The sequence below is a fragment of the Paenibacillus sp. AK121 genome, assembly GCF_019042715.1.
In the GTDB taxonomy this organism is placed as follows: domain Bacteria; phylum Bacillota; class Bacilli; order Paenibacillales; family Paenibacillaceae; genus Paenibacillus; species Paenibacillus polymyxa_C.
This window is the reverse complement of record NZ_JAHPJM010000010.1, coordinates 147,827-164,282: the sequence shown is the minus strand read 5'-3', so window position 1 is coordinate 164,282 and position 16,456 is coordinate 147,827. Positions and strand designations below refer to the sequence as shown.

Below are 16,456 nucleotides of genomic sequence, written 5' to 3'. Positions count from 1 at the left end.
CTTTCTTATTAAAATTCAGAGGAATGCACCTCCATACCTTCTGTCAAAAAAACTAAGCCGTAATGATAAGCGAATATACCAATCTCAACTCTTGTTTTTATATTCCATTTCTCTTTAATTGAAGCCACAATTTCGGCAGTACGTCTCATACTGATAGATAAATTCCGGGAGATTTCGCTGTCTTTGTATCCTTGAGCTATACAAATTGCAACTTTTTGTTCTTTTGGAGACAAATTTTGATTTTCTCTCAATTTTCACTCCCCCTATGTCTTTTATGAATATTTTTTCATAATTAAGGAAGAAATTCAATACATATTCAATGAATATATTTGTAAAATTAAAAATAAAATCGTTTTTTTTTGAATTTTTATAGGTTTTTACATTAAAATGCACTTTTATGAAGTGCAAATTTTTAGGGAATATGATTATCATTAGGTTTGTCTTATATCACTACATTCCCGAGAGGAGTAAAGAATAATGACAAAAGAAGAAATGATCCAAGCATGGAAAAATCCAAAGCTTCGTGTAGCTGGAGAAGGGATTGAGCATCCTGCAGGCGACGCTTTGGTCGAGTTGAGCGCTGACGAGCTTTCTCGTGTACATGGCGGTTTAGGAGTGCAACCAGATTCTACTCCAACTATTACTGTTACTGTTATTGGTGTCACAGTACTAGTTTGTTTTCCAGGGCATGCCGGATAAAATAAGTGAATGCCACTCAGGTATACGCCTTAATTGGCGTATACCTGAGTTATTTTATTTCCTAAAATTGAGTTTTTTAACTTCATATAAACGAGGACGGGGTATTTATGAAAGAGCAGATCATGCGTGCTCTCTTTTTACAAGAACGTAAGAACCTTTTTGATCAAGCCTTTCAAGATTTTAATTATAAAAATTGGAAACAAGATAAAGAGAAGACGACAGAACTGATTGACGAATGGTTTAAATTTGCTCTTATTAGTACAGAATCCAAAAAGGAAGCTCGATTTAAAGCTTTAAGTATGAATGAAGAAATATTTGGAGCCTTGATTCAATCTACGGAAAATCTTAAATGGGATGAGAACTATTTAACGGTTATTAAAGAGTATCAAGCAGATTGGTTTCAAGTTTTGGAAGAGGCTCTAAAAATGAATGAAAATCAACCAGTTTTGCAAAATGAGTCTCGAACAATGGATATTCTTGTTCGTCCATTTATTATTTGGTCCAGAAATCAATTAAAACAGCACTTATGCAATATAGATAATGCTCAGGATTTTATTCTACATGAGAGTACGATAAATTCGGTCTTGCATACATTATCTTTTCAATTGACCCAAATCGCTGGTCGATCATTTGTCTTAGAACTAAATATAGCTAAAGCTTTGGGAGAATTAGAAGGGCTAACTCCGGAGGAACGATTTATCTCTTTCATTGAGAAAAAATTTGTAGGACATAAACAACTTGTATCATTTTTTTCTGAGTATGCAGTTATTGCCCGGACTTTAGCTGAAAGAACTATGCTTTTTGTAAATGTAACAAAAGAGACGTTAGACCGTTATCTCCTAAACAGATCTATGATTATCGATACATTTTCTTTACATTCATCAGAACTTATACGTATTGATGCTGGGTTCGGTGATTCTCATCAACAAGGTCGCACAGTAATGCGGTTATATCTTGCAAACGGGCAATCGTTTATGTATAAGCCAAAGCCATTAGATATCTCTCTCCATTTTCAAGAATTAATTCAATGGTTTAATGATAAAGGGTTTTCTCCTTTTCTCCAAAGAAATTCTGTTATCGCATTAGACGGTTATGGTTATGAAAAATTTATCGAAGCAAAACCTTGCAAAACTGAAGAAGAAATTCAATGTTTTTATACACGTTTAGGAGCGCTTTTAGCCATTATATATGTACTGGATGGGACCGATTTTCATTTTGAAAATTTAATTGCTTTCGGGGAGCATCCAATGCTGATTGATTTGGAAACCCTCTTTCACAACCAGGTATATCATAATGTCCCCGATTCCGCAGATATAGAAGCTCAGTTTAAAATCCGTAATTCTCCATTAGGCACTTCACTCCTCCCTATCTTGTTTCATCAAGATGATAAAGGATTTGGACTTGAATTGAGTGGTGTAAATGGAGAACGGCAAATGACACCCTACCCGGTGTTGAGTTTAGTAGATGTAAATACTGATAATATGAGATACATTAGAAAGTCTCAGTCCACTTCAACTGGTAACAATCGCCCTTCATTGGAAGGAGAATTTAAAAATGCAGGTGACTACACTGCTGAAATTATAAATGGTTTCCAATCATTATGTTCCATGCTTCTTCAATACAAAATGGATTTACTAGTCCCAACAAGTCCTCTCTTTAGTTTTAATAATACGCCAGTTCGTATCGTATTGCGATCAACACAATTTTATACAAATTTCCTTCTCGAATCTCGACATCCTGATTATGGTCGCGATGCTCTAAATCAAGAGAATCTACTTGATCGGATTTGGTTTTCTTGGCTGGATGATCGGATTATTTCTTCAGAACTGCAAGATTTACGAGCAGGAGATATTCCATATTTCACTGGTACTCCTAATTCACTTGACCTTTGGGATAGTTATGGCAGATGTATAAAAGATGTGTTTACCCGAACAAGCATGTCAATAGTAGAAGATAGATTGAGATCCTTAAGTACTGACAGTATTTCTTTATACAGCGATTGGATCTCTTCTTCCATAGCAGGCTCATCATTAGGAAAACATGTACATAAAGTACATGCTCCCTCTCAAAATGAAAAAGTAATGACAAGCGGTTACAGTCCAAAACCATTACACTCTGAAAACTTTCTTGAGACAGCAAAAATCCTTGGCGATGAGTTAATTGAAAAATCAGTGTTTAGCCAAAGCAAAAGGTATGTAACTTGGATTGGAATGAATCTAAATTATCGCGGACAACTTTATTTGTCTGCCTTAAGCCCTGGATTATATGATGGTACGGCAGGCATTGCATTATTTCTAGCATATCTCGGAAAAATCTCAAAAGAGGAGAAGTACACCAACATAGCTCTAGCTGCACTTGAAACAACGCTAAGTAAAATACCTGTACACCTAAAATTCCCATCAGCCTTTTATGGCCAAGCTTCTCTCTTATATACTCTCTCTCATTTTGAGAGTTTATTAGGTTTTAACTATGCTTGGAGCAAGCGGAAATTGGACATTATAAGTAATTTGGAAGATAGCATAGACGAGGATACTTTCTTCGATCTCTTAGGAGGTTCGGCTGGAGTTATTCACGTTCTTTTAAATGAATATAGTCTTACAAAATCGGTTAAGACTCTAGAGGTAGCAACTCAATATGGAGAGCACTTGTTAAAACATGGAGAAAAAAATAATGAGATGATTTCATGGACATCTAGTGTATCTTCAACCCCCTACGTAGGCTTTGGCCACGGTAGTACTGGTATTGCTTCAGCTTTGTTTCGTCTTGCAGCAGTTACTAAAAATAATTGCTACTATGCTACTGCCGAGAAAGCATTTGCTCACTTAACAGAATCCTATTCTCCAAACTATTTTAACTGGATTGATCAAGATATTAAGGAGAATCATGATCTGGCTAATTGGTGTCATGGGGCTAGTGGAATTGGCATAGGATTAACCTTATGTATGCCTTATTTAAAATCAAGTTTAATACCTGATATCGTCCAAAATATCGAAATAGCAGTTAATACAACTTTAAAATACGGATTTAATAAAAGTCACTGCATTTGTCATGGAAGTCTCGGAAATATTGAGTTATTAATTTTAGCTGGACAAGCTCTTAACCGTCCAGAGTGGGTTGCGGAGGCAAAGAAACAAGGCAACATTGCATTAAATTATTTTTTCGAGCATAGTAAATTTAAGACTGGCCTGCCCACTGCGTTAGATTCCCAGGGGTTGTGGCTAGGTTTGTCTGGAATAGGTTATCAATTCATGCGTCTCCACTCGTTAACTTCCTTACCAAGTATCCTCTCACTACAGGAGCCACTTTATAAGGAGTCCTCTTGCACTAAACGTCCTTAAAATTCAAAAGCCATAATAAAGGTGCCTCATCAGGCAACCCTTATTATGGCTTTTATTAACGTAAAGTCTATTCAGCGATAGACCGCCAATTGCTCACTTAGCTCCCGTGTGTGTAGATAAACTTCACGGTATAGCTCATATAAACCTTCATACTGTGCCACACGTTCCGGATTTGGCGTATATCTTGCTGCTTCACGCAGAAAAGCTTCAGCGCACGCTTGCAGCGATTCAAACCACCCGCTACCATAAGCAGCCAGCATAGCCGCTCCCAAGGCAGGACCCTGCTCACTTTCCAGCTTGACGATATCCGCGTTAAAAATATCGGCCTGCATTTGCAGCCATGCCTCATTACGCGCACCGCCGCCAATGGAAATCACTTCATTCACCGTTTTGCCCGTGCCTCTGAGAATATCAATGGATTCCTTGAGCGAAAACGTAATTCCCTCCAGCACTGCTCGTGTAAAATGCGGAAGCTTATGCCCTGCATCCATCCCGATAAAGCTGCCTCGAATAGCTGCATCCGGATGAGGGGTACGTTCGCCCACGATATAAGGCGTGAACAACAGCCCTCGGCTGCCCGGCTCGATCGAGTTTACATCCTCCAACAGTGCGTCAAAAGAATGTTCCGGCGCAAAGGTATCCTTAAACCAGGTCAAGCTATATCCGGCCGCGAGTGTAACCCCCATGATATAATAAGCATCCTGCTCACTATGATTAAAAAAATGTGCCCGTCCCTGAACGTCGATATCCTTGCGTTCCTCATAGGAAAGCACAACTCCTGAGGTGCCGATACTGCACAAGGTGCGGCCTTCGCTCAAAATGCCGGCACCAATCGCGCCACATGCGTTGTCTGCTCCACCTGCATAGACCTTGGTTTCAGACGAAAGCCCGCTCTGCTCCGCAATCTCCGGCAATAGTGTACCCGTCTGGTCAAAGGATTCCACCAGCGGCGGGAACAGCGACAACGGCAGATCAAACGCAGCTGCGATCTCTTCGCTCCACTGCTTGTTCGCGATGTCTAGCAGCAGCGTGCCTGCCGCATCCGAATACTCCATCGCCAACTCTCCTGTGAGACAGTAGCGCACATAATCTTTGGGCAGCATAAAATGGGCCGCACGAGCCAGCACGTCTGGCTCATGCTCCTGCACCCACAGTAGCTTGGGTAGCGTGAAGCCTTCCAGCGCGCGGTTGCGCGCGATACTTAGCAGCGCTGGCCCGAGCTGTTCTTCAATACGGCGGCATTGTGCCGTTGTGCGCGTGTCATTCCATAGAATAGCTGGACGAAGTACTTGGCCTTCCTTGTCAGTCAGCACAAGCCCGTGCATCTGCCCCGAAAAGCTGATGCCGTCCACAGCATCTGTTCCGGCGATTCCGGCCTTCTCTACAAGCTCTTTCAACGATGCTAACGTCCCACGCACCCAGTCTTCAGGCTGCTGTTCGCTATACCCTGCTTTCGGCTGATGAAGAGGATATGACTGAGAGGTTTCATAAGCCACCTGCCCCTTACGGTTGACCAGCACCGTTTTGACCGCACTGGTACCCAAATCCACGCCGATGACATAGCGCTCCAGCTCCTGTTTTAACTTCTCCTGCATTGGAGTTCCTCCTTCCCTGTGATCGTACGGCCCTTATTCATATATAAATTCCGGCATTAATCAGCCAAAATGTATTGATTCAATGTTGCTTTCAGATATTCCTGACGACCGGACACGTTTTTGCGTGGTGCTTCGTTCGCCAGAGCATATTCAGCCAGGGAAGCAAGCGTTGCTTTTCCAGATACAATGTCTGCTCCAATGCCTTCTTTAAAGCTGCTGTACCGCTTCTCAATAAAGTCCTCAAACACACGATCCTCGATCAGTTTGGCGGCTACCTTCAACCCTTTCGCATACGTATCCATACCTGCGATGTGCGCGAGGAACAAATCTTCTGGCTCAAACGATGCTCTGCGCACCTTGGCATCAAAGTTGATACCGCCACGGCCTAATCCTTCATTTTGCAGTACTTCATACATGGTTAGTGTGGCATCATACAGATCAACCGGGAATTCGTCCGTATCCCAGCCCAGCAGCAAATCACCTTGGTTGGCATCCAGAGAACCCAACATGCCGTTAACCCGTGCTACACGTACTTCATGATCAAAAGTATGACCCGCCAAAGTGGCATGGTTAGCTTCCAGATTAAGCTTGAAATGCTGATCCAGATCATATTTTTGCAGGAAGGCAATCGTCGTCGCCGCATCAAAATCATACTGATGCTTGGTTGGCTCCTTCGGTTTTGGCTCAATCAGGAATTGAGCGTCAAAGCCGATTTCACGCGCGTAGTCCACGGCCATATGGAACATCCGTCCCAGATTGTCCTGTTCCAACTTCAAATCTGTATTCAGCAGTGTTTCATAGCCTTCACGGCCTCCCCAGAATACGTAGTTATCTGCGCCCAAACGTTTGCCCACTTCCAGTCCTTTTTTAATTTGAGCAGCTGCGTGTGCGTATACATCTGCATTGCAAGTCGTCGCAGCTCCATGCAAATAACGTGGATGGCTAAACATGTTCGCCGTGTTCCACAGCAGCTTTTTCCCCGTAGCCTTCATGTGCTCCTCAATCAGATCCACGATGGTATCCAGATTGCTGTAAAATTCCTTCAGTGACGCGCCTTCAGGAGCAATATCCACATCGTGGAAGGCGAAATAAGGTAAATTCAGTTTATCCAGCAGCTCAAAGGCAGCTTCCACACGTGCCTTCGCCAAATCAAGTCCGGTAAACTTGGACCATGGGCGTTCCGCAGTCTCTACTCCAAAAGGATCAGAGCCGCCTGCAACCAGCGTATGCCAATAGGCCATACTAAAACGCAAATGCTCCTCCATGGTTTTTCCCGCTACTATTTCCTGAGGATTATAAAATTTGAACGCAAAAGGATTATCGGATTGCTTGCCCTCAAAGTTAATTTTGGATACTTGTTCGAAATAAGCCATTATAAGTTCCTCCTTTGTAGTAAACGTTTACAAAAATGATTCTAGCACAGCCAAGAAACTTTGTCTATTGCTTAAACTAAGTTTATTTTTATGATATAATAATGGGAATTACATCAACAGGAAGGGAAATAACCATGAATGTTACTGGCGATCAGGCGCTTGTCAAAAAGCTGAATAAATCCATTGTATTGGAGCGCATCCGCCTTCATGCCCCTCTATCCCGGGCACAGTTATCCAGTCAAACCGGATTAAACAAGGCCACCGTGTCCAACCTGGTTGCAGAGCTTATCACCGATGGATTGGTGTATGAGACAGGATTAGGAGAATCCAGCGGTGGGCGCAAACCTTTAATGCTGCTGTTCAACAGCCGTGCAGGCTTTGTACTTGGTATCGAGGTTAGTGTACAGTACATCAAGGGCGCTCTGACCGATCTGGCAGGTACCATTGAAACAGAGCTTACCCTTTCTCTAACCCAGCATGATCCTGACTTTGTCATCGAACAAATCCGTAAGCTCGTTCAGAAGCTCATGCAGGTCACCCCTCCCTCCCCTCACGGTATTGTCGGCATTGGGTTGGGGGTACCAGGGATGGTGGATGAAACCGGAAATGTTTTATTCGCACCCAATCTGGGCTGGGAAGAGGTTCCGCTACGGCAGCAGCTGGAGACAGAGCTGGGTCTTCCCATAGTGGTGGATAATGAGGCCAACGTCGGTGCACAAGGCGAATTGTACTATGGTATGGACGCCGATCATCGGCAACTGGTGCGGGATCTGGTCTACATCAGTGCAGGCTCCGGGATCGGGGCCGGAATTATCATTGATGGCAAGCCGTATCAAGGGGCTTGGGGATACGCGGGCGAGAGCGGGCATATGTCCATTGACTGGAATGGGCGCCTCTGCTCCTGCGGCAGCCGAGGCTGCTGGGAGCTGTATGCTTCGGAGAAGGCGTATGTAGCATCCACCTTGAAGCTGCCCGCACATAATACAGCGGGATTATTACCGTTTGCCCAGCAAGGTGATGTGAGTACATTAAGCGTCCTTGGTGAAATCGGGCGATATTTGGGTGTGGGTATTACCAACATTGTGAACAGCCTCAACCCTGGCATGCTTATCATTGGCGGTCCACTCGCGGAAGCCAGACCTTGGTTGGAGCAAAGTATGCGTAAAGTGATTGACGAACGTGCCCTGCCCTATCACCGCCGGCAACTACAGATTCGTTTCTCCACGCTTGGCAGCCGTTCGACGATGCTAGGTGCCGCCTATGCGGCAACAGCTCCTTTTCTCGGGCGTGTACGTGTATCTTTATAAAAAAAGCGTACAGGAACACTCAGGTTCCTGTACGCTTTTTTTGCTTAGGATTTTGCAAAATCCGTTGTCTGCTATAAGGTTGGATTAAGCGTTCAACACTTTTTCAAACTTGGTTTTGTTCATACCGGAAATACGTTCTTCTCCGATCAAAGTCAATGGAACAGCGCGAATGCCCATATCCCAAACCTCTTGCGCAAAAGCTTCATTGGTTTCAATGTTGCGTTCTTCGTATTCGACACCTTTTTCAGCCAGGTAGCTTTTTACTTGACGGCAATGCGGACAGTTTGTAGATGTGTAAACTATTGCTTTTTCCATGAATATCACCTCATCATTTATTTTGTTACATTATATTTATTCATACTTCCAAATATCATTACAGGGCCAGTGCGCTGTGCTCCAGACTTTCGATGTATTTCTCGCTGTCCATAGCAGCCATACAACCACTACCTGCTGCGGTAATCGCTTGTCTGTAGCGTGTATCCTGTACGTCGCCACAAGCGAATACGCCAGGCACGTTTGTTTCGGAGGTACCCGGATTGACGACGATATAACCGTTCGCATCCGTTGTAATTTGTCCTTCGAGGAAGCCTGTATTCGGATGATGGCCAATTGCCACGAATACGCCGCTCACTGTAATGATTTCCTCTTCACCTGTTGCGTTGTTTAGCACTTTCAAGCCAGTTACTCCGTTTTCGTCTGCAACTACTTCGACAGGAGTACGATTGAGCGCCCATTCAATTTTGCTGTTCGCACGAGCACGATCCTGCATAATTTTAGAAGCTCTCAATTCTTCACGACGATGTACCAACGTTACTTTGGAAGCAAAGCGAGTCAGGAAATTAGCTTCTTCCAGTGCAGAGTCCCCACCGCCGATAACAACGATTTCTTTGCCGCGGAAGAAGAACCCGTCACAGGTAGCGCAAGTGCTCACGCCGCGTCCGATATTATCTTGTTCACCGGGTATCCCCAGGTATTTGGCAGTCGCCCCTGTGGAAATAATCAGCGTATCGGTAACCAGTTCACCCAAACCTTCTACATCCAGTGTAAATGGACGAGCAGTTGTGTCTACCTTGTTCACCCAGCCTGTGCGGAATTCAGCGCCAAAACGCTCCGCTTGCTTACGCATATTATCCATCAAATCAGGTCCCATGATTCCTTCAGGAAAGCCTGGAAAATTCTCAACTTCTGTAGTCGTGGTTAATTGTCCACCTGGCTGTGGTCCCTCGATTACCAGCGGGTTCATATTAGCACGTGCGAGGTAAATAGCGGCGGTCAAACCGGCAGGGCCGGTACCTATAATAATGGACTTGTACATATCTTGGTTCCTCCTAAAATATCATAAGTATTATATAGCGAGTTTTCGGTACCGGGCGCTGGGCTACTGCATATACTCTAAAAGTAGTGCTGACAGAAGCTCATCCCAAAAAGTGGACACCCGGATATTGTAAAAAACGAATCACTTGTTTTGTAGCTTCTTATGACTTAGACTGATTCTAAATCCTAATTTCATTATGCGGAAAGAGCTGTAAACAGTCAAATGAAGTTTTCATGAAGCGAAGTTTAAAGATAAATGAGGTATGGAGGGATTATCCCGATTATGAATGACGTTTTCGTAGGTAGCTTAATTTCTGCCCTGTCCACCGGACTCGGCGCCGTACCTATATTGTTTATGCGTAATATCACGCATCGGCTTCGCGATGTTCTGCTGGCTTATGCCGCAGGAATTATGACCTCTGCATCCGTGTATAACCTGATTCCAGAAGCGATCCATCATTCCAATTGGTTCGTGTTGACTGCGGGAATTTTGCTTGGTTGCCTCGTATTACTGGTGATGGAAATGTATATCCCCCATGCCGATTTGGAGGACCCGGATTCCAAGACTTTTCAATTGGAGTCCAAATCTTTTCTCATTATTGCAGCTATTACGTTGCACAACTTGCCGGAAGGGCTCTCTGTTGGGGTCAGCTACGCGAGTGAGACTCAGAATCTAGGCAATCTCATTGCCTTCTCTATCGGTCTGCAAAATGCCCCTGAAGGCTTTATTGTAGCGTTATTCCTTGTGAATCAAAACATCGGTCGTTTCAAGGCATTGGGCATTGCTACCCTAACGGGAGCTGTGGAAATCATCACCAGTCTAATCGGCTTTTATTTAAGCAGTTGGGTGAACGGACTGGTGCCGTATGGCCTTGCTTTTGCCGCCGGGGCTATGATGTTTATTGTCTACAAGGAACTGATTCCCGAAAGTCACGGGGACGGTAACCAGCGGATCGCGACATTCTCTTTTATTCTTGGCTTGATTACGATGATCGGGCTAACCGAATGGCTATAGCCGCGCAGCACAAAAAGGCTGCTTTTCTGCCTGTAATTCAGACAGAAAAGCAGCCTTTTTGCCATGTTCAAATGATGGGACCTCATTTTTTTTGGTTCATGGAACGCAGTGCTTCACGGTACTGTTCGTCCTTACTTTTGGAAGTCCCTTTCTTCCCATTGGATCTTGGGGAACCTCCATCCTTTTCTCCGTCCTTTCCAGCAAAACCACGCAAAGCTGCACGATAATCCTGATCCCCGTAAGCACCTTCTATGTTCTTGCGATCTTTTTCCACCTTCATATCCGTTTGGATATCAGGCAACTTCTGATGCTCCTTGGCACGATGTTCTTCAACTTCGGAATCCTTAGGCGGCATCTCTCCGTTATGTTCCGCTAATTCATGCGCCTTGGGTTCCACTTGCACAGGATAAGGACGTTTACTTCTTTGCCGGGATTCCTCTTGGCTGGGGCGATTCTTGGTCGAGGACTTGCGCGTCATCTTTGTGTTAAATACCAGCAAAAAGATCAAGGCAACCACAGCTACTGCGATAAAAGCAATGGTCATCGGCGGCCTCCTATTCTCTTTCAGCGCTACGGTACCGTCCCGCCATCTCAGCAACCCGTTTGCCCAAAGAGCGACCTAACGCAAGATCATCGCCCGTTGGAAGGTTGGGCGGTCCATCGGGGTCTGTCTCCACCGGACATGTTACCCCTACACCGTAATAGGAGCCGTAGAGCGCATTTTCCGTGATGCTAGCGGGCAGGCCTACAATAATCATGCCTTGATGAAGCATAGGAGTAATCAAATTCAAAAGCGTTGATTCCAATCCACCATGAACGGTAGCAGTTGTGCAAAATACTGCACCGATTTTGTCCACCAGCTTGCCCTGCGCCCACAAATATCCGAGCTTGTCAATCCAGCTCTTCAGACCGCTGCTGATAGTACCAAAATGACCCGGGCACCCCCATATAATCGCATCCACGCTTACTAGCTCATTCACATCAGCCTCATTCACATGTTTTAGCAGCACTTCTGTGTGATTCAGGCGTGCTCCTTCTGCGATTGAGCGAGCGAGACGTTCGGTATGTCCATTTTCACTGTCATATACAATCATGATTCTGGTCGTCATTATGCGCATCATCCTTTATCAGCAAGATCATCCTTTTGCATACGCTCTTAACCTTTCCCAGAATCCATCTGAATATTATGAATCGTTTGACGCATACTTTGAACATCCAAAAACACTAAGGAGGCATGCACAATATGAATTCGCGCGCCATATTAGTTAATCTGCTAGTAATTATTATAATTCTGGCAGGAGGTGGAGCCGCCGCCTATTACTACAATCAATCTGCCAACTACATAAAAACCGACAATGCACAGGTGAGCGGACAAGCAGTTACTGTTGCCTCTCCAAGCGGAGGAAAGCTCACGGGCTGGAACGCTGAAGTTGGTAAAACGTACACCGCTGGCAGCTCGCTTGGTAGTGTAGAGGGAGGCGGAAGCCGGATCAGCGTTACGATCCCGACTGACGGTACCATCGTACAGCAAACTGCAGTCAACAACTCAGTTGTCGGGGCGGGCACACCTTTAGCGAAAGCATTTGATCTGAACAATCTTTGGATTACTGCCAATATAGACGAAACGGCTGTGCAGGATCTCCAAGTAGGCCAGACCGTAGATGTGTATATTGATGCTTACCCAGATACATCCCTGACTGGTAAACTCGAAAAGATCGGTCTGGCAACCGCATCCACCTTTTCACTGCTGCCCACTTCCAATACCACTGCCAACTATACCAAGGTGACGCAGGTCGTGCCTGTCAACATTTCCATTCAAGGTTACAAAGGCCTAGGTATTATCCCGGGAATGAGTGCAACGATCAGAGTCCACAAGTAGGAGGCTGTCATGGATCAAAAAATGTCCGTCGGACGCATTCTGTCCGTGCTACTGCTAGGCGCCTTCATTTCGATTTTGAATCAAACGCTGCTTAACGTGGCTATTCCACACTTGATGAATGACTTCAATGTATCTGCCACAACCGTTCAATGGTTATCCACTGGATATATGCTGACAAACGGAATTTTGATTCCTATCACTGCTTTTCTGATTGAGTCATTCGGAACACGTGCACTGTTCATCTCCGCGATGGGGTTATTTACTGCCGGGTCTGTCGTCTGTGCTGCCAGTACCGGCTTTGCGCCTATGCTGGTTGGACGTGTTATCCAGGCCAGCGGAGCAGGCATCATCATGCCTGTGGTCATGAACGTGTTCCTGACTGTGTTTCCTCCAGAAAAACGGGGCGCTGCCATGGGTACTATGGGAATCGCCATGATGTTTGCCCCGGCGATTGGACCGACTTTATCCGGCTACATTGTGGAGCATTACAGCTGGCGGCTACTATTTTTACTCGTTATTCCGCTGGCGGTCATTGATATTCTGTTTGCCATACGCTGGCTCAAAAATGTATCCAAGCTAACGAAACCGAACTTTGACCTGTTGGGAACCATCTTCTCCACCCTTGGGTTTGGCTTCCTGTTGTATGGCTTTAGTTCGGCTGGAGACAAAGGCTGGAGTAGCAATACGGTCATACTCTCGCTCGCTTTCGGGATCGTGTTTATTGTATTTTTCGTCGTACGCGAGCTAAATATGTTGCAGCCTATGCTGGAGTTCCGTGTATTTAAATACGATATTTTTACGGTATCTACGCTGGTTGGGGCTACCGTCAATATGACCATGTTCGGCGGGATGCTGCTACTGCCGATCTATTTGCAAAATATACGCGGCTTTACACCGCTGCAATCCGGTCTGCTGCTGTTGCCGGGTGCACTGCTGATGGGTGTGATGTCACCGATATCAGGGGCAGTATTTGACCGTATAGGCGCAAGGCCATTGGCGATCATTGGACTGATCATTACAGCAGTCACGACATGGGAATTCAGTCTGCTGACCGATGCCACCACCTACGGACATATTATGATCATCTATACGATTCGCAGCTTCGGAATGTCATTGCTGATGATGTCCGTCCAGACGGAAGGGCTAAACCAGCTACCTGCCCATCTCGGCAGCCATGGTACTGCCATGTCCAATACAGTACGGCAAATCGCTGGATCTATTGGTACCGCTTGGCTTATTACAGTAATGAGTAGCCGGACTACAGTTCATATGGCAGATTATGCGAATGTCGCTACCACAGCGAATGCTTCTGTAACGGAAGGCGTATCGCAACTGGGACAAACCCTTGCACAATCGGCGGGTATTTCTACGGAAAGCGGCTCTGCACTCGCGCTACAACAGGTATACCGAAGCGCTGTTACAGAATCGACGATCCATGGCATTAATGATGCCTTCATCATTGCAACCGGGATTGCACTGGCGGGATTATTGTTTTCCCTGTTCTTGCGGCGATCTACACCACGTCATAGATAGGTGTACAGCAGTCGCAAATTAAAGATATGAGATGAACCTGCTTTGCATACAAAATAGACTGATACTGCCAAAGAAGGAGCATTCATCCCCCTTGGATGTAAGAGGGTTGAATGCTCCTTCTTGTTTGTAATCTTGTGATTTGTGAATTGGATTATGGTCTTATGAGCGCAATAAACGCAGGCCGTTCAAAATGACAAGGAGTGTGCTGCCTTCATGTCCAATGACCCCAAAAGGCAGGGCTATATCTTGCACAAAGTTACTGATCACCAGCAGCACAATGACACTTACCGCGAAGATCATATTTTGTTTGACCACTCGCTGCGCCTTGCGCGCCAGTGCTATCGTCGGAGCAATCTCCTCGATTCCGTCGTTCATTAGCACCACATCTGCAACCTCCAGTGCTGCTCCGCTGCCATGCATCCCCATGCCCAGTCCTACGGTTGCTGCGGTCAAAGCCGGAGCGTCGTTCACACCGTCGCCGACCATAACGACATGCCCGTATTGCTCTCGCAGCATGCGAATATGACTGACTTTGTCCTCCGGCATTAAGCCAGCATATACGGCGTCGACTCCAGCCTGCGCCGCGATCACGGCAGCCGTTTCCGGTCGGTCTCCAGTCAGCATGACGACCCGGATACCCTGTGCTTGCAGACGTTTCACGGACTCTTGTGCCTGTGGACGCAGCTCGTCACGCAGCGCCAGCATCCCGGCAATCCGATCATCCGCAAGAATGATGGATACGGTTTTGCCCTCGGCTTCCAGTCGGGCCCGACTCTCCACCCACTCTGGTCCAGCCAGAAGGCCAGGTTCATCCAGTACATTCGTGCGACCGATTTTCCATTTCACCCCACCTATGATGCCTTCCATTCCCCATCCGGTAAGAGCCTGCACTTGCTCGGCTGTGAGTAGCTCTCTCTGTTCCAATTCAGCTTCGGCTTTGGCTACAATCGCTCGTGCCAGCGGATGTAAGGAATAGCTTTCGATTGTCGCGACAATGTGCAATAGCTCATCAGCATCGTAATCTGGGGCGATAATCCAATCCGTGACCACAGGTGACCCCTTCGTTAACGTGCCCGTTTTGTCAAAAGCAACGACAGATGTCAGTGCCATATTCTCCACATGCGCGCCACCTTTGAACAAGATGCCCCGCCGAGCACGGTTGGAAATAGCGGATAGCATTACCGGCATAATGGATGAAACCAGCGCACAAGGTGAGGCCACGACAAGGAACACCATCGCCTTGTAAAACGCCGCTGCCCAGGTCCAGCCCAATACAATGGGCGCACCTACAATGACGATCAACGTGACGGCAACAACAATTCGGGCGTATACCGATTCGAATGTTTTAATAAACCGCTGGGAATCGGGAACTTCAGTCCGGGCCTCTTCTACCATACGAATAATTTTTGAAAATAAAGTATCTTCTGAGGATTGGCTGACCTCTACATATAGCACGCCTTCTCCATTGATGGTGCCTGCATATACTTCGTCACCTGCCATCTTGTTTACCGGAACAGATTCCCCGGTAATGGATGCCTGATTCACTGCCGACACACCTTTAGAGACTCGACCGTCCGCCGGAATTAGTTCGCCGGGCTTAACCAGCAGCAGGTCGCCTGGCAACAGCTGCTCAATGCCAACCGTTTCTGTTCCCTCGTGAGACAAACGCAAAGCCGTTTCCGGCTTCAGCGCCATAAGCTCGGAAATATCCTTACTACTACGCTCCGTGGTATAGCTCTCCAGCGCACCGCTGAGTGCAAAAATAAAAATCAGCATGGCTCCTTCATTCCAGTAGCCAATGGCCGCAGCTCCTAAAGACGCAGCGATCATGAGTAAATTAACATCCAGATCATGTTCTCGGATCAGGGTTTCAATCCCTTCTCTGGCTTTGGACCAGCCTCCAAGGGCATAAGACACCACATAGAGAATGACGGATAGCCATTGCCACCAATGTGAAACCCCCCATGCCATCAGCATTAGTATTCCACTGCCTAGAGCAGCCTGCATCTCCTTATTTTTCAGCATGCTTTTGAGCTGAAATTGCGGCTTGCGATTTGGACCGGGGCGTCCGCTGCCACTGTTTTTTGAAAGTGCTCGGTTAGAGGGAGACAATGTATCTTGTAGTCGTTGAACTGCTTGCATCATGTCACGTTCCTTTCCATTTTTTGTTCCTTGTACTTGCATTTCATTGAGAATGATATCCATTGTTAAGTGCCCTAAAATAGCACATGCTGCTTCGGGAAGCCCGAAGCAGCATGTTTGGCAATGAGAATGATAATCATTTTTGCATCTATACAATTATTTTGGCTTAGAGAAACTTTTGTTTTATTATATACCCTTTCTTTTCCGCTTGTAAACTGCTAATAGCCTAAATAAAAAAGATACCCGCGTAAACAACGCAGG

14 protein-coding genes are annotated in these 16,456 nt (G+C 45.8%); 6 read left to right on the top strand and 8 right to left on the bottom strand.

The features are described 5' to 3' along the window. Positions 1 to 8 precede the first annotated feature (8 nt). Complete coding sequence (locus tag KSP24_RS18010; protein WP_025674810.1) at positions 9 to 251, bottom strand: response regulator transcription factor; 243 nt, start codon at positions 249 to 251, stop codon at positions 9 to 11. Between the two features lie 226 nt (positions 252 to 477). Here KSP24_RS18010 and KSP24_RS18005 point away from each other — a divergent pair, with 226 nt between their 5' ends. Together KSP24_RS18005 and KSP24_RS18000 are read left to right on the top strand one after the other, a co-directional pair. After that, a complete protein-coding gene (locus KSP24_RS18005; RefSeq protein ID WP_013373086.1) occupies positions 478 to 699 on the top strand; it encodes a mersacidin family lantibiotic in 222 nt (73 codons plus the stop codon). A gap of 107 nt (positions 700 to 806) precedes the next feature. Next, positions 807 to 4,037, top strand: a complete 3,231-nt coding sequence (locus tag KSP24_RS18000) for a type 2 lanthipeptide synthetase LanM family protein (RefSeq protein WP_216976123.1) — start codon at positions 807 to 809, stop codon at positions 4,035 to 4,037. Positions 4,038 to 4,108: 71 nt separating this feature from the next. Here KSP24_RS18000 and xylB read toward each other — a convergent pair whose 3' ends face one another. Together xylB and xylA are read right to left on the bottom strand one after the other, a co-directional pair. Further along, entirely contained in the window at positions 4,109 to 5,632 is a 1,524-nt protein-coding gene (gene xylB / locus KSP24_RS17995) for a xylulokinase (protein ID WP_216976121.1), read from the bottom strand. Positions 5,633 to 5,688: 56 nt separating this feature from the next. Continuing rightward, the gene (gene xylA, locus KSP24_RS17990; protein ID WP_013373089.1) at positions 5,689 to 7,005 is read right to left on the bottom strand and encodes a xylose isomerase; all 1,317 of its coding nucleotides are present in this window, start codon (positions 7,003 to 7,005) and stop codon (positions 5,689 to 5,691) included. Between the two features lie 134 nt (positions 7,006 to 7,139). Here xylA and KSP24_RS17985 point away from each other — a divergent pair, with 134 nt between their 5' ends. Beyond that, positions 7,140 to 8,312, top strand: a complete 1,173-nt coding sequence (locus KSP24_RS17985) for an ROK family transcriptional regulator (RefSeq protein WP_025674804.1) — start codon at positions 7,140 to 7,142, stop codon at positions 8,310 to 8,312. Between the two features lie 84 nt (positions 8,313 to 8,396). Here KSP24_RS17985 and KSP24_RS17980 read toward each other — a convergent pair whose 3' ends face one another. Next, on the bottom strand, positions 8,397 to 8,627 hold the full coding sequence (locus KSP24_RS17980) for a glutaredoxin family protein (protein WP_013373091.1): 231 nt from the start codon (positions 8,625 to 8,627) through the stop codon (positions 8,397 to 8,399). A gap of 58 nt (positions 8,628 to 8,685) precedes the next feature. Further along, positions 8,686 to 9,627: a thioredoxin-disulfide reductase gene (gene trxB, locus KSP24_RS17975; protein WP_016820315.1), complete on the bottom strand. Its 942-nt coding sequence runs from the start codon at positions 9,625 to 9,627 to the stop codon at positions 8,686 to 8,688. Positions 9,628 to 9,909: 282 nt separating this feature from the next. Between trxB and KSP24_RS17970 the strand changes: the two genes are divergently transcribed. Further along, on the top strand, positions 9,910 to 10,641 hold the full coding sequence (locus KSP24_RS17970) for a ZIP family metal transporter (RefSeq protein ID WP_040102862.1): 732 nt from the start codon (positions 9,910 to 9,912) through the stop codon (positions 10,639 to 10,641). Between the two features lie 82 nt (positions 10,642 to 10,723). Here KSP24_RS17970 and KSP24_RS17965 read toward each other — a convergent pair whose 3' ends face one another. Beyond that, positions 10,724 to 11,185: a hypothetical protein gene (locus KSP24_RS17965; protein ID WP_216976119.1), complete on the bottom strand. Its 462-nt coding sequence runs from the start codon at positions 11,183 to 11,185 to the stop codon at positions 10,724 to 10,726. A gap of 10 nt (positions 11,186 to 11,195) precedes the next feature. Beyond that, positions 11,196 to 11,750 (bottom strand): NAD(P)H-dependent oxidoreductase, encoded by a 555-nt coding sequence (locus KSP24_RS17960; protein ID WP_129549989.1) that lies wholly within the window; start codon positions 11,748 to 11,750, stop codon positions 11,196 to 11,198. Positions 11,751 to 11,884: 134 nt separating this feature from the next. Between KSP24_RS17960 and KSP24_RS17955 the strand changes: the two genes are divergently transcribed. Further along, the gene (locus KSP24_RS17955; RefSeq protein WP_013373097.1) at positions 11,885 to 12,520 is read left to right on the top strand and encodes an HlyD family secretion protein; all 636 of its coding nucleotides are present in this window, start codon (positions 11,885 to 11,887) and stop codon (positions 12,518 to 12,520) included. 9 nt (positions 12,521 to 12,529) lie between these two features. Further along, positions 12,530 to 14,053 carry a DHA2 family efflux MFS transporter permease subunit gene (locus KSP24_RS17950; protein ID WP_216976117.1) on the top strand — a complete coding sequence of 508 codons (1,524 nt, stop codon included), beginning with the start codon at positions 12,530 to 12,532 and terminating at the stop codon, positions 14,051 to 14,053. A 159-nt stretch (positions 14,054 to 14,212) separates the two neighbouring features. On the opposite strand, the gene KSP24_RS17945 is transcribed toward KSP24_RS17950, so the two are convergent. Further along, positions 14,213 to 16,195 carry a heavy metal translocating P-type ATPase gene (locus tag KSP24_RS17945; RefSeq protein ID WP_302054369.1) on the bottom strand — a complete coding sequence of 661 codons (1,983 nt, stop codon included), beginning with the start codon at positions 16,193 to 16,195 and terminating at the stop codon, positions 14,213 to 14,215. Positions 16,196 to 16,456: the final 261 nt, after the last annotated feature.

Bases quoted from the DNA above. Each gene is read 5' to 3' on its own strand.
- KSP24_RS18005 (WP_013373086.1), top strand. From the start codon at position 478: ATGACAAAAGAAGAAATGATCCAAGCATGGAAAAATCCAAAGCTTCGT.
- KSP24_RS18000 (WP_216976123.1), top strand. From the start codon at position 807: ATGAAAGAGCAGATCATGCGTGCTCTCTTTTTACAAGAACGTAAGAAC.
- xylB (WP_216976121.1), bottom strand. From the start codon at position 5,632: ATGCAGGAGAAGTTAAAACAGGAGCTGGAGCGCTATGTCATCGGCGTG.
- xylA (WP_013373089.1), bottom strand. From the start codon at position 7,005: ATGGCTTATTTCGAACAAGTATCCAAAATTAACTTTGAGGGCAAGCAA.
- KSP24_RS17985 (WP_025674804.1), top strand. From the start codon at position 7,140: ATGAATGTTACTGGCGATCAGGCGCTTGTCAAAAAGCTGAATAAATCC.
- KSP24_RS17980 (WP_013373091.1), bottom strand. From the start codon at position 8,627: ATGGAAAAAGCAATAGTTTACACATCTACAAACTGTCCGCATTGCCGT.
- trxB (WP_016820315.1), bottom strand. From the start codon at position 9,627: ATGTACAAGTCCATTATTATAGGTACCGGCCCTGCCGGTTTGACCGCC.
- KSP24_RS17970 (WP_040102862.1), top strand. From the start codon at position 9,910: ATGAATGACGTTTTCGTAGGTAGCTTAATTTCTGCCCTGTCCACCGGA.
- KSP24_RS17965 (WP_216976119.1), bottom strand. From the start codon at position 11,185: ATGACCATTGCTTTTATCGCAGTAGCTGTGGTTGCCTTGATCTTTTTG.
- KSP24_RS17960 (WP_129549989.1), bottom strand. From the start codon at position 11,750: ATGACGACCAGAATCATGATTGTATATGACAGTGAAAATGGACATACC.
- KSP24_RS17955 (WP_013373097.1), top strand. From the start codon at position 11,885: ATGAATTCGCGCGCCATATTAGTTAATCTGCTAGTAATTATTATAATT.
- KSP24_RS17950 (WP_216976117.1), top strand. From the start codon at position 12,530: ATGGATCAAAAAATGTCCGTCGGACGCATTCTGTCCGTGCTACTGCTA.
- KSP24_RS17945 (WP_302054369.1), bottom strand. From the start codon at position 16,195: ATGCAAGCAGTTCAACGACTACAAGATACATTGTCTCCCTCTAACCGA.